The sequence below is a fragment of the Calothrix anomala FACHB-343 genome (assembly GCF_014696435.1).
Lineage (GTDB): Bacteria > Cyanobacteriota > Cyanobacteriia > Cyanobacteriales > Nostocaceae > Aulosira > Aulosira anomala_A.
Genome location: NZ_JACJQG010000011.1, coordinates 116,198 through 129,601, shown reverse-complemented (window position 1 = coordinate 129,601; position 13,404 = coordinate 116,198). Strand labels below are relative to the sequence as shown.

The following is a 13,404-nucleotide window of genomic DNA, read 5'->3' as shown; positions in this document are numbered from 1 at the left end:
TTATGGCTGCTAGGTTATACAGCTATTGATGAATTTATACTAATTTAAATATTGTTTGCAGCACATCAATATATTTTAGAGGGCATGGCATTGCCATGCCCCTACCATCTATCCTATTACTAATTTTCAAAAGAATTGAGTATATTTTATAACTGATTTCATGTATTTTTTCTTAATGCTATGGATATGCGATCGCAATTTGAAACCCAGATTATCTCTACCTTAATTAAAGGTGAGCAAATTGGGCAAGACTACCTCATCGAAACTTCCTGTAGCATTTTTTCTCCTAAAGGTGACGGTGAAATAATTGCTTGGGAAAATATGAGTTTTCCAAAACTGTCCAAGTGTGGCTCGTTTTTTGATGGGGCGTACAATGTACCGAAAGCGGCTTACGATGATTGGGTATTGATGAATAGGGAAAGATACTTATTCAAAAATGCGATCGCTAATTCTCAAGTCACCCTGATTTCTGACGCAGAAGCTAACCGATTATGTGCTGACTACAATTATCGCTGGGCTAATTTTTATTGGTTAACTCGACCAGGATTTTCTCCCGATTTTTCCCAAGCATTAATTCAATTAGCAGCCTATTGTCCATCCAGTCCAAATTATGCAAGTATTCTCTATCTGGAAAGAAACAATAATCAATGGGAAACCAAGTCATCTTTCGGTTTATACAATCAATAATCAATAGTCAACAGTCAACAGTCAATAATCAATAGTCAACAGTCAACCGTCAACCGTCAACCGTCAACCGTCAACCGTCAACCGTCAACCGTCAACCGTCAACCGTCAACCGTCAACCGTCAACCGTCAACAGCCAAAACCGATATTTTTCACCACCCCACTAGGATGCTGTATGTCAGAGAATGCAGATAAACAACTCCGGTTTGCCTATCGGCATAATGGCTAATTAAATAAAAATTAAGTATACTTTTCTTAATGGTGAATTAGTGCTTCTGTTATGGCTACCCTATTGCTGGATGACGGTACAATTGAGAGCGATTTAAGCGAAATAGTCCGTGAATTGTCTCCTTTGGGCATTCACTTGAAACACTACGATCCAGGAACATCGCTACTTTTTCCGCACTTAATCGATCAAGACGTTGTTACCGAATCCGAGAAGCGCTACATCTTAGAACTGCATAATGGAGTCTTTGAATTTCTCCAGCAAGAAACAGGCTATCTTTGGTGTGACTTACTGAATATACACCCAGGTTCCCCGCATATTGAGACAATAATTGCCACTTACAGCCGTTATCATACTCATACTGCGGCTGAACCTATCTATGTTTTAGCGGGAGAGATGATTTTTGGCTTTGTCAAACCAGATGGTAGTCAGATTCAGTTATTAGTTCAAGCGCAAGATTATCTGGTGATTCCTGCGGGTGTAGAGCATTGGTGTAGTCCGAATGCATCCTTGAGTTTTAAAGCAGTACGCTATTTTATCACCGCAGAAGGTTGGTTACCAAATTACACGGGAACTCAGTTAAGCGACTCGATGAACAAGCCGCGTTAACAATTCAAAATTCAAAATTCAAAATTCAAAATTAAAGACATTTTCAGACGGGGTTTGAATCCTCGTCTGAAAATGATACTACATATAGAAGCAGGGATCTTAAACCCTTTTATTTACAATAAGAGTAATAGCTATTCTGGTAATTCTATCGGCTTGGTAAAACTAGCCGCAGCACGTACTACTCGATTACCATCTTGGGTAAGAATTTGGCGTATTTGTGTAGGTGTGTTGGAATTTTGTGCGATCGCATAACGTTCTAGCCAAGAAAAAGAGCGAGCAATTTTGGCTAAAATTCCCTTTGGTGCTTGTGGATTTAATAAAACTGTGAGGCGAGTAGATAGAGGAATTTGTTCCCATTTGCTGAGGAGTTCTCTTTCAGGATAAAGGCTTGATTCTAACTCACCTGGCTGATAATTAGGTGAAGATTCCCAAGATGCTAAAATTGCATCGTCAATACAGGGATTGCTGGCTGCTGCTTTGCGTACATTAGGATGTTCATGGTTAACTAAGACTGCTAAAAGTTCTTGGTTAGCGTAGAGAGAAGCCGCTATTCTTTTCAAGACTGCTACATTAACTATTCCTTGGTTTAAGTCTTTGAGAATATCTATTCCCCATATTTGCACAATAAAATTTGGTGTATTAGGATTGTCGCAAGCAGCGTAACGGATAAAGTCTTTTTCGTGTTCTAAAAGTAGCTTTTTTAAAGACTTTTCAGGTAAGTTAGGATGACCCGCAATTGCGGCGATTTCTAATTTAGCAGCATCTTTAAACTGTTGGTGCCATGCTGTCTTTAAAGTATTTTCTTGGCATTCTAATAATTTTTCCAAAAAATTACCTGAAACATGGGGATTCATCATACCAAATTCTTCAACACCAGAATATAAACTGTATCCGCCGAGATGTCGGAGTTCAAACAGCCATAGCATTCTCAGAACAAGTTGCTTCGGTGTTTTGGGATTGTTAGCAATTCTATTGCGAACAGTGTAATCATCGCCGCGATCGCGTGCTAATTTTTCTAGCAAGCTGACTGGAGTATTCGGGTTATAAGCTATTGCTTGATGAACATAACTGTTCAATCGTTGATTACTAGCGAGTTTTTCCAGAATATACACAGGTGTTCGAGGGTTAGATGCGATCGCTGCATGAACTGCATTATGACGATCCGAATCAGCCATCTCTTCTAGCAATTCTAAGGGTAAGTTGGGATTCCCAGCTATACGTCTACCTAATTCATAGAGATCGGGTTGCTGAAGGAGTTTTTCTAACACATGTACAGGAGTATTAGGATTACTGGCTAATTCATAAAAAATACTGCGATTCCCAAACTCTAGCAATTGTTCCAGAATACGCGCAGGTGTATTAGGATGTTTAGCAGCTATTAGGCGTACATTTGATTGCTCTGACTGTGCTATCTCTTCTAATTCGCTAACAATAGTTTCATCATATTCATCTTTTCTATAAGGTACAAAGCGTAAAAAATGTTTAGGAATACCTGAGCGCAATTCATTAATTTTGGCGATTTGCTGAATTGCATCTTTAAATTCTTCTAAGCAATCATTTAATATATTATTTATTGCTGTTTGGGCGATTTCTTGCCAATCTTCACAATTAGCATCATCATTCCAATTAACATGCATTTGCGCTGCTTCTACCACAAGCTGATTGTTACTAGATGCTAAATATTCAAGGGTAGCTTTTGGTGTTTGGCTATTTACCGTGACTGCTAATTTTACTGTTTCAGATGAAGATTTGGCGGCATATTCTAAAAGCGAAACTGGCACAAGCTTCCGCTTAATTAAATTAGGTAAAACTGTATCAAAAGCTGTAGCTAGTAAATTGGGATTTTCTAAAATTAATAAATCAATAGCTGGGTTTCTAAATAAATGTCTAGGAAACAGCTTGGCTAAAAACATTAGTCGAGATGGCGGAATGTTAGGATTCATCAGCAAATTCTGTCGCACTTTTGCGTCAGCGTATGAGCCTAATTCATGTAAAATATCCGCATCAGTGCCAGGATTTTGTGCAACTATCCTGGCTAACTCTATACTAAGTTTCGCAAGCTCTCGCAAACGCTCAGAAGGGGTATTTTCATTCGCAGCTTCTTGCAATGCTGTTTCTTGCTCTTGACTCATGGGTAGATGCTCCATAGGTGGTTAATCTCAAGCAAATTCAAAAATTCTGCTTCCCTTATTGTTCCCTTTAATAATTTGAGATTTGCTACCCTTGATTAACGATTAGTTAACGATTAGTAAATATTAATAAAAAACAACTACCATTTAATAAAGCAGTAATTACTGCACCAATAATTACGCCTTTCATCATTGCTACGCGCTGTTGTCTTCTCAGCCAAATACAAACGGGAATTACATATAACATTTGCCAGATAAAAAATCCCCAAGCGCCTACTAACCATATACCTAAATAGTAATAATTATTAGAACCAAATATCTGCACAGAAAGCCAACCCAAGCCAAATATGATCAGTATTGCTAATGAATGTAAGCCAACTATCAGAAATAATCCTAATAAAATTTGGAAAATTTCATTTCTTTGAGACATTAATTTAACCCTATAGATGACACCGATCAATTAAATTCAATCAGTACGGTTATTAACCAACTGATATCCAGCACTTCCTGCACGATAAAACATATTGAATGTATCAAATGGAATTATCCTACCATCTGGATGTACAATATGAATACAAGAGCGCTTGACTGAGCGAACATCAAAGTTAAAAGGGTCGAGAAATTGAACTATCATTACTCGAAATACATTTGAGTAATTAATACCTTCAGGTACGGCTATCATCGGTAAACAACATAAAAGCTGCTTGAGTGATAAAGCCGCAGAATTGGGTGAATGGCTGGTAGAAAATAGTTGAAAAATTTGCTGTTTTAGTTCTTCATTTTGTTCATAAAGTACACTATTAGGCATAATTTTTACAAACACATCTGGATTAATTAACCCAGTTAGCGGGATAACTTTACCATTTAATTTCAATGCGTAAGCCATCGCCAAGCAATCAGGATGACAGGGAACTGGAAGAATATCTTCCGGTTTAAAATAAGGACTTTGTTCTAAAATTGAGCGACGAACTTCTGTTAATGTGTACCTGTCTCGCTTGGGGTTAAATCCTGCTAATCTTCCGGCTGCTTGTATCGGTTGAAAAGTCACACCCCGGATACATTTTTGCTGTAAAGCATATTCGATGATTTTACCAATTTCGCTATCATTTAAACCTTTCTTGAGGGTGACAACTAATGTAGTCGAAATATTATATTCATTGAGATTAGCAATTGCTTGCTCGCGTATATGGCGTAAATCTGCACCGCGTAACTCTTTTAAAGCTGCGGCTTCAAAGCTATCAAATTGTAAATATATCTCAATTCCGGGCATGTATTGACTCAAGCGATCGCAAAAAGATTTATCCTTAGCGATCGTTACGCCATTGGTATTTATCATTAAATGCTTAATCGGCTTGGTTTTGACAATATCCAAGATTTGAAAAAACTCAGGATGAGTAGTAGGTTCGCCACCACTGAGTTGTACTATTTGCGGTTCGCCTTCATTAGCGACTACCGCATCAATCATACTTTCAATTTGTGCTAAACTGCGATGCAGTCTTGGTTGCTGGGATAATTGAGAAACTTCTTCTGCTCCCGAATCAGCATAACAAATTGGGCAGGAAAGATTGCATTTATCGGTGACTTCAATTAATGTTAAACAACTATGCTGTTCGTGATCGGGGCAAAGTCCACAATCATAAGGACAACCATATTTAATTGGCGTATTAAATTTGAGGGGCATATCCCCAGGCTTAATAAATTCTAGAGATTTTTTATAATATTCAATATCATCAGCAATTAAAACTTCTTCTTTTCCGTGGGTAGGACAATGTTTAACTAAATAAACACAATCGTCTTGAAAAATGATTTTTGCTTCTACCTTAACTAAGCATTTTGAGCAAACACTATTAGTTAAGGCGTAAAATAAATAATCGCGGGTAGGCATGGTAATTTTTTAATAACGCAGAGGGCAGTTTTTGTAAGGTGGGCAATGCCCACCTTACGCTGATTAAAAATGTTGCAATATGTCAGTTACAGCATCTTCCTGTAAATAGACCACACTGTAGGGGCACGGCACCAGTAAAATTATTTTATGTGCCAAAAGATTGTCGATGCCGTGCCCCTACGACAGATGTGGTTTAAATAGGTGAAAACTGCTGTAAATGCAATTTAAAATTAGTTTTTGAGTTGAACCATCTGAGGAATACTGCGACGGTAATACAGAATAGTGAGTAAGCAAGCAATTTGAATCGCACTCAAGCCCAAAAATGGGTGAAAATCTGGTTTAATGAAATCTATCAGGAAACGGAACGCAAAATAAGAAATTAAATAAAATTTAAATAATTCGCCATTTTCATATTGAAAACGGCTGCGCCAGCTTAAGAATATAATTAACAATAATAAAAATAAGATTTCATACAATTGTGTGGGATGTCGGGGAACACCATCGCCAAAATCTACACCCCAAGGTAATGTGGTGGCGATTCCATAAGTGCGATCGCTCAAACCGGTGAGAAAGCAGCCAATTCTCCCGATGGCTGTACCCACAGTTAAGGGAAATACAAATACATCGCCTGTAGACTGATGAATTCCCAGAATTTTTTTGGTAATTTCTACACCAATTAATCCCCCCAAAAGTGCGCCGACTACTGTTTTACCTTGCAATAAGAGTAAAAGTAATTGCTGTTGATTTTGCCAAATTAAATCAATATGTTGCAGCCACACCAACATTTTGGCACCAATTAAAGCACCTATCATCCCCCCAACAATTACAGAAGTACGTTGACTAGGTGTAATTGAATCTTTACGGACACGCTTTATTAATAAACGAAAAGCAGTAGCATAAGCTAAAGATTCAAATAAAATATGCGGATGAATTCGTAAGGAACCTATCCCGATATAAACAGGGAAAGTCAACATAATTTGTAATTTATAAAGTCTCAAGTTGTATTAATAAGTAGTTAAACATAAATAAAGCAATACGGTTCAGTTAGCGTTAACTGATTTGGCGTAGGTTGGGTTGAGGGACGTAGACGCGGAGCGGCTTCCCGTAGGGTAACCCAACATTTTCAGCGCTTTGTTGGGTTTCACTTCGTTCAACCCAACCTACATTTATCCTTAACTGAACGGTATCGTTCTACAAAGTACTCAAAGGCGATCGCTAAATCTGTTGTGTAGTATATGATTATGCGATCGCCTTTAGCATCAAGCAGACTGCACCATGCCAATGATCGCTATTCGCGAAGAATTTTAGAAATTGCCAAAAAGCAGCAAAATCATCGTGCTGTTGCAAATTCCTGGTTTTATTTAGGTAATGTCTCTGTGGATATGCGACAGTTCCACCAAGCACGGGATTATTATCAACAGGCTTTGGATATTTATATCGAATATGGCGATGGCTATAGTTGTGCCAGCACCTACCACAATTTGGGAATAGTTGCCCAAGAGTTGCGAGAATTTGAACAAGCCAGGCGCAATTATCAACAGGCTTTGGATATTAAAATCGAATATGGCGATCGCTATAGTTGTGCTAGCACCTACCACCAGTTGGGAATTGTTGCCCAACAATTGCGGGAATTTGAAGAAGCTAGGCGCAATTATCAACAGGCTTTGGATATTGATATCGAATATGGCGATCGCTATAATTGTGCAGGCACATATTTTCACCTTGGTAAACTTGCAGAAGAATTAGGGGAACTGGAATCAGCGAAAGCTTATTATCTGCAAGATTTACAGATTACGGCTGAGTTTAATGATGAGTATGGTTTAGGAATTTCTCGGCGTAATCTTGCCCGTTTCTACCAAGTTACTCAGGATGAGAGTTTATTAGCCACCGTATCCGAAATTTTGGGGGTGTCGGTTGAGGAAGTGCGGCAGAGTTTTGATGAAAATCGTGATTCGTAATTAAGAAAGTAATAAAAAATCGACTTTTATCATAAATATCGTAATGTTTGTTATAAAGATTGTATTTTCCATAGAAAACATCACGATTTTTTCGTAAATATTGCGATGTTTATTATAAATATCGTATTCTCCATAGAAAACATCACGATTTTTTCGTAAATATTGCAATTTTTATTATAAATATCGTATTCTCCATAGAAAACATCACGATTTTTTCGTAAATATTGCAATTTTTATTATGAATATCACAATTTTTATCATAAATTATCGTGATATTCGTTATTCACATCGTCTCATACAGCAAATTGCAATTTGGTAAGGTACAGATAATTATTAGGGCATGGCAGTGCCAGTGCCCCTACAATTAACGATAAACTGTACTTCATTGGCTTGCAATCTGCTGTATATTCTCAGAGACATTGATACTCAAGTGACATTGCCTGGAATTGTATCAGGCGATCGCACAACGAGCGCAAGCTCATGGGCATTCGGTGAATCGAGAGACTGTAGCATGATGAGAGATAAAGTGTTACGGAAATCTGTGGTGTTATGAGAAATGAAAATTCCCCCTGATGCGATTATTGCAGACGAAAAAATTACCCGCTACTTACAGCTATTTTTAGGTAAATAGACCACGCTGTAGGGGCACGGCATCAGTAAAATTATTGTATGTACCAAAAGATTGTCGGTGCCGTGCCCCTACGATAGATGTGGTTCAATCTGGGTTGTCATTGTTATTTGTCAGAGACGCGATGAATCGCGTCTCTACAATTTTATGTAATGATCACTCAATTTCCTCACACAGAATCAATAATTTTTCCATCGCTTCCGCTAAAGAAATTAAATCTGTCCAAGAGGAGCCGCTAACTAAATTTTGTGCATGTGCTAATCGGTTGCGTAGCTGTTCGGCTGATTTAAGAAACCTTTCGCCAAATCGCTTGGATTTTAATCCTAGTTGTTCTAGCAGTTCTGGTTGATTTAAAACTAACTCGCGCTTATCGCAAAATTGTAGATAATCTAATAAATCTGTGGCTTCATTTCTTTCTTGGCTTTCGCGCCATAATCTTTGTGCGACTTGTAAACGTTCTGGTTTTAAAACTTTCTGCCAACTATTATCTACATAATAAAGCCGCACGAGTCGCAGCAAATTCATTTCTAACAGCGTGACTAAGCCAAATAACAGCATTCTTGCAGGTGCTTTTTGCAAATCGCCACAGGTAACAATTCCCGTGACTTGATTGCAATCCAGCACAAATAATCGGGGAGTTTGTTGCAGAATTGGTAGCAGTTTCATCAGTGGGGTAGAAATAGCGATGAGTTCTCTGGGATGAAATACGCGCTGATAATCGCTGCATACTTTTCCCGATGTTGCTTTGTGTAAGTTGGCGCGTTCTACATAGCCGGTGATGGTATCACCTGACTCAACACCAACGACATCAAAGTCGCGTGCTTGCATCCATTGCAGCACCTCTGTTACCTCAGCTTCCGCCGACACTGCTTTGAGGGGTTCTGCTACGTATTCAATGGTGATGTTGTTCTCAAATAAACTCCGCAAATCTTGAGAACGGGATTTAAGGTGCTTCATCCTATAAATATACTTCAAGCGCCCAGACTTGTTGAGCCTGAGCGCTTGAATATTAGGTTGCAGAGAAACTTCTGCTGGTTATGGAATTTAAGCAGGCATCATTTGCATCATCCGGCAAGTTTCTGCACATTTGCGGCAAGCTGCGGCACATTCCATCATTTTATCACCGCCCATTTCGTCACAAGCCATTGCACAGCGATCGCACATTTCTGCACACAGCATACAAGTACGTCCCATGAATTCGGAACCACTCATCATCATGTTCATGCACATCATGCACATTTCCGCGCAGTCGCGCATCATGCTCATCATGCTCATCATTTTCATGTCCATCTGCTTGCCTTGAGACATAGACATGCAGTGAGTCATGGTTTCCATACACATCTTGTGACATTCCATGCAAGCGTCCATGCAGGTTTGCATTTCAGTTGTCATGGATTCGTTCATCATCATCATCATCATAGGAAAACCTCCTAAATAACTGATGCGTTTTTGACTCGTCCTGTGGAGGACTTAACTATCAATTTAGACTGAGTTTTTTAGGGAGTCAATAGTGTTTTTACGAGGGTATTTATATGCTCACTATCTCGATATGCTTACCGCTAATTTGTCTTAATTGCACATAGTTTAGTGATATTTATCTGGTTATTTGCACGAGAATTATTGTAAAATAAAGCCTCGGAAACTACCGTAAAAAATCGGAGTTTTCGCAAATCACTAAATTTGTTAATATGCGATCGCTAATTCGGCTTAAGTCTAACGATAGATTTATGTCAGTTTCTCTTAACAAATATCTATAAAAAGTTGGGCATTGGGCATTGGGCATTGGGCATTGGGCAAAGACGCGATGAATCGCGTCTCTACAATTGTCATTTGTCTCCCTTCCCTAGCTCCTAGCCCCTAAAATAAAAACCGTGAGACTTATAACAAGTCCACGGCTTTGGTGTGGTGTGAGGAGACTTAATTAATGCCATGATAAACCGATCTCACGCTATGTAACGCAAGCTTAACAGGTTTGTAACAAAATAGTCTTTTGCTGACAAAAAATTTTGGTGCTTACAAATAAGCAAATTAAAAATCAATTAAAATTTAGACTAAAGCACCACCGCAACTAGAACCACAACCAGCTGTACAACCATAGCAATAAGCTGCGGTTTGAATCTCATCAATCAAGTCTAAACTACCAGCCGCTAACAAGCTAGCAATTGTCAAAGTTTCACCATTATGGCTTTTTGCTGGTAAATTCATCATTTGGTTAAAGTCGCAATCATAGACGTTACCTAAATAGTCAATTGATAATTGATTGCGACACATTAAATGCTCAACTGTACCAGCATTAAAATTAGATTCTAAAAACTGCAAATAGCTGGCGGACAATTTCTGCCTTTCTAAATACATTTTTGTTCTACCGACTGGTAGATTAGTGATGGTGAAGAGGTTGTTAAATACTATATCGAAATGTTCTTGTAAGAACATTTTATAAGCTTTCTCTAGGTTTGTTTGTTCAGGAGCTAAAGAAAATTTTTCTGCTTTGGGTAATTGGGGATTATAAACTAAATCCAAAATTAAATCTGATTCTTTTCCATAGCCAAGACGATTTAGCCATTGCAAAGCTTTTATAGAATCATCAAAAACACCAGCACCGCGCATTTTATCTACATTATCTGCTAGGTAACAGGGTAGGGAAGCGACTATTCTTAATTTGTTTTCTGCAAAGTATTCGGGTAAATCGCCAAACCCATCAGCAAAATAAATAGTTAAATTAGAACGAACAATTACCTGTTTACCTGTTTTTTTTGCGGCGGCTACTAATGGCTTAAAGCCATAATTCATTTCTGGCGCACCACCAGTTAAATCGACAGTTTGAATTTGGGGAAACTTGTCAATTAACTCAATTAACTGTGCGCAAATCTCTGGAGATAATTCTTCTGTGCGTTTTGGACTAGCTTCTACATGACAGTGTGTGCAGGCTAAGTTACAGCGTTTACCTAAATTAATTTGTAATACAGATATAGCGGTTTTAGTTAACGGTTGACTGAGTTTCTGTTTAAATGGTGTTACTTTTATATCTTGTGAATTTAAAGATTGAGTTTGCATTGTTGATTTTTTCTCCAATAAGATTCACTCTTAATCTTTGTAGGGTGTGTTGTCGCGTAGCGCAACGCACCACAATATTCAGGTGGTGAGTTATATCAATTTTATGTGAAGTTGCACATATTTAGATCCCCCTAAATCCCCCTTAAAAAAAGGGGAGGCAGTGCGTTGGGCGGGTTTCCCGACTTGAAGCAACTGCCGTGGACTTTGATAGATTTATTCCGGTTCTCCCCTTATTAAGGGGGGCTAGGGGGGATCAAATTCTATGCAGCTTCATAAAGAATTGATATTAGCCGTTGGCATAAAAAACCCTACTAATATAGATAGTAATTTGTGGTTAAAAATTAGCAGCAACCACCACCGTCATAATGCCATGTGGAATCGGTAACTATGATTTCTGTTGGCTTTAAAGCTGCAAGTTTAGCAGCAGTTTTATCGCACACGGCTGCGGGAATACCACGCTGCAATAAATGTCCTGCTCCGTCATCAAATAAAGATTCTGTACCTGCATAAATTGCGGTTTTACCTGTAAAAATACAGGCTCCATCTTCAGGTATAGAAACTTTAAAAGATACAGAATCTAGACTTTCTAGGAGTAAATTTTCTTCTAGGTTATAAGTTAAAGTATCTAGTAATCGGTAAGGACGACGGGCACGAATTTCTACTTGACCAAAGCCAGCATTAACAATCAATTGTGTATAATCTTGATATGTTAGTGCGCCTGATAAGCACATGGCTCTGAGGCGTTCATCTTGTTGTAGATGTGCTGGTATGGAACGAGTAGCGATGGGATCGCTCATCTGTAAACGTCCGCCTGGTTTTAAAACGCGATATGCTTCTTTTAAAGCGCGGGTTAAATCTTCTGGTTCAAAGATGTTGAAAAGACAGTTTTGCGCTACGACATCTACAGCCGCATCAGCAACTGGTAAGTTAAAGGCGTCTCCTGCGTAAATTTGGACAAAACTGGGATCAAACCAAGGATTTTCTTGAGCAGCAATTTCTAAATTGCGTGTAGCGGCTTCTCGCATGGCTTCTACTGGTTCCACGGCAATTACAGCACCGGGACGACGGGAAAAATAAGCAAATTGTAAGGCTTCTAAGCCACCACCCACACCAACATACAAAACGGTAGGTTGATTAGCTAGTTCAGTTGGGTGAACAGTGGTACCACAACCATAGTTCATTTCTTGCATCGCCAAAGGTACTTTCAATCCTGGTAGTTGCAGAGGTGTACTTTGGACACAACAAAGTCCGACTTGTGGTGTTTGTGCAACTTCACGATAAAATTCTGCTGCTGTTTCTAAATAGGTCATTGTGATCGCGTAAAATCAACTTTAACTTTACGCATCCTAATACAATTAACTTTCAATTATATGAATCTGAGATAAGAATCCAAGCAACCTCTAAACTACTGGTTTTAACGGTTTTGCCGCCAACAAGCATCCCCCAAACAACCAGAGAATAGGGAGTTTAGGGGATTTGCGAGAGTCAGGATTAATTGTATAATACGTAGCCGATACCATGTAAGGTTTGCAGTAAAGGCTTTTCGTTATTAGCTTCGAGTTTTTGGCGGAGGTAGCGAATAGACATTTCCACGATTTGAGAGTCGGCGATAAAGTTGTGACTCCAAACTTCTGCTAAAATGCGATCGCTTGTGATAATCTGTCGCGGATGTATCAGTAAATATTCTAGTAACTCAAATTCCTGTTCGGTTAAATCAATCAACCTCTGGCCTCGATATACTTTGCGCGTCAGACGATTTAAACTCAGGTCTTCAAATTCTAAAATATCTGCACCATGTTTTACTTGGCTTTTTCGCAGATGAGTCCGGATGATGGTAACTAAGTCTTCGATACAAACAGGTTTCACTAGCCGATCGTCAACATCAGCATCTAAGCCTGCAATGCGATCGCTTGTTTCATCCTTGACAGTTAATAAAATTATTGGTAGTCCTTTGTCAATACTTCGCAGGCGATGACAGGTTTCGTGTCCGGATAAACCTTGTAAAGTCCAGTCTACAATTACTAAATCTGGATGTAACTTCTGTGCTGCGGTAACGGCAGTTAGTCCATCGTAAGCAACACTGACTTGATAACCCTGATAATTTAGTTCTAATTCTAAAAATCGAGCTAGCTTGACTTCATCTTCAACCAGTAAGATGTGCGTCATAGATGATGTTGATAATTTCAGCAGAATACGGTTAGCACAGATACAGACTCGCCCAGTTTAGAGAG

Annotated in this window: 13 protein-coding genes; 3 read left to right on the top strand and 10 right to left on the bottom strand. The window is 38.8% G+C overall.

What is annotated here, in order from left to right:
- The first annotated feature begins 186 nt into the window (after positions 1-186).
- Positions 187-687: a hypothetical protein gene (locus tag H6G08_RS08550; protein WP_190540486.1), complete on the top strand. Its 501-nt coding sequence runs from the start codon at positions 187-189 to the stop codon at positions 685-687.
- A gap of 277 nt (positions 688-964) precedes the next feature.
- Positions 965-1,519, top strand: coding sequence for a 1,2-dihydroxy-3-keto-5-methylthiopentene dioxygenase (locus H6G08_RS08545; RefSeq protein WP_190540485.1), 555 nt, complete (start codon positions 965-967; stop codon positions 1,517-1,519).
- Between the two features lie 131 nt (positions 1,520-1,650).
- Here H6G08_RS08545 and H6G08_RS08540 read toward each other — a convergent pair whose 3' ends face one another.
- From H6G08_RS08540 to H6G08_RS08525, 4 genes are all read right to left on the bottom strand, one after another.
- A complete protein-coding gene (locus H6G08_RS08540) occupies positions 1,651-3,651 on the bottom strand; it encodes a variant leucine-rich repeat-containing protein (RefSeq protein WP_190540483.1) in 2,001 nt (666 codons plus the stop codon).
- A gap of 106 nt (positions 3,652-3,757) precedes the next feature.
- Positions 3,758-4,078: a hypothetical protein gene (locus tag H6G08_RS08535; RefSeq protein ID WP_096645508.1), complete on the bottom strand. Its 321-nt coding sequence runs from the start codon at positions 4,076-4,078 to the stop codon at positions 3,758-3,760.
- A 36-nt stretch (positions 4,079-4,114) separates the two neighbouring features.
- A complete protein-coding gene (locus tag H6G08_RS08530; RefSeq protein ID WP_190540481.1) occupies positions 4,115-5,533 on the bottom strand; it encodes a radical SAM protein in 1,419 nt (472 codons plus the stop codon).
- Positions 5,534-5,763: 230 nt separating this feature from the next.
- The gene (locus H6G08_RS08525; RefSeq protein ID WP_190540562.1) at positions 5,764-6,504 is read right to left on the bottom strand and encodes a prolipoprotein diacylglyceryl transferase; all 741 of its coding nucleotides are present in this window, start codon (positions 6,502-6,504) and stop codon (positions 5,764-5,766) included.
- Positions 6,505-6,774: 270 nt separating this feature from the next.
- Here H6G08_RS08525 and H6G08_RS08520 point away from each other — a divergent pair, with 270 nt between their 5' ends.
- Positions 6,775-7,491 (top strand): tetratricopeptide repeat protein, encoded by a 717-nt coding sequence (locus tag H6G08_RS08520; RefSeq protein WP_242046102.1) that lies wholly within the window; start codon positions 6,775-6,777, stop codon positions 7,489-7,491.
- A gap of 784 nt (positions 7,492-8,275) precedes the next feature.
- Here the strand turns inward: H6G08_RS08520 and H6G08_RS08515 are convergent.
- From H6G08_RS08515 to H6G08_RS08490, 6 genes are all read right to left on the bottom strand, one after another.
- A complete protein-coding gene (locus H6G08_RS08515) occupies positions 8,276-9,076 on the bottom strand; it encodes a hypothetical protein (protein ID WP_190540479.1) in 801 nt (266 codons plus the stop codon).
- 87 nt (positions 9,077-9,163) lie between these two features.
- Positions 9,164-9,535, bottom strand: coding sequence for a four-helix bundle copper-binding protein (locus H6G08_RS08510; RefSeq protein ID WP_190540560.1), 372 nt, complete (start codon positions 9,533-9,535; stop codon positions 9,164-9,166).
- 226 nt (positions 9,536-9,761) lie between these two features.
- Positions 9,762-9,902, bottom strand: a complete 141-nt coding sequence (locus H6G08_RS08505; protein WP_190540478.1) for a hypothetical protein — start codon at positions 9,900-9,902, stop codon at positions 9,762-9,764.
- A gap of 263 nt (positions 9,903-10,165) precedes the next feature.
- Positions 10,166-11,173, bottom strand: coding sequence for an arsenosugar biosynthesis radical SAM (seleno)protein ArsS (gene arsS, locus H6G08_RS08500; protein WP_190540476.1), 1,008 nt, complete (start codon positions 11,171-11,173; stop codon positions 10,166-10,168).
- A gap of 341 nt (positions 11,174-11,514) precedes the next feature.
- The gene (gene arsM, locus H6G08_RS08495; RefSeq protein WP_190540474.1) at positions 11,515-12,483 is read right to left on the bottom strand and encodes an arsenosugar biosynthesis arsenite methyltransferase ArsM; all 969 of its coding nucleotides are present in this window, start codon (positions 12,481-12,483) and stop codon (positions 11,515-11,517) included.
- Between the two features lie 181 nt (positions 12,484-12,664).
- The gene (locus H6G08_RS08490; protein ID WP_190540472.1) at positions 12,665-13,339 is read right to left on the bottom strand and encodes a response regulator transcription factor; all 675 of its coding nucleotides are present in this window, start codon (positions 13,337-13,339) and stop codon (positions 12,665-12,667) included.
- Positions 13,340-13,404: the final 65 nt, after the last annotated feature.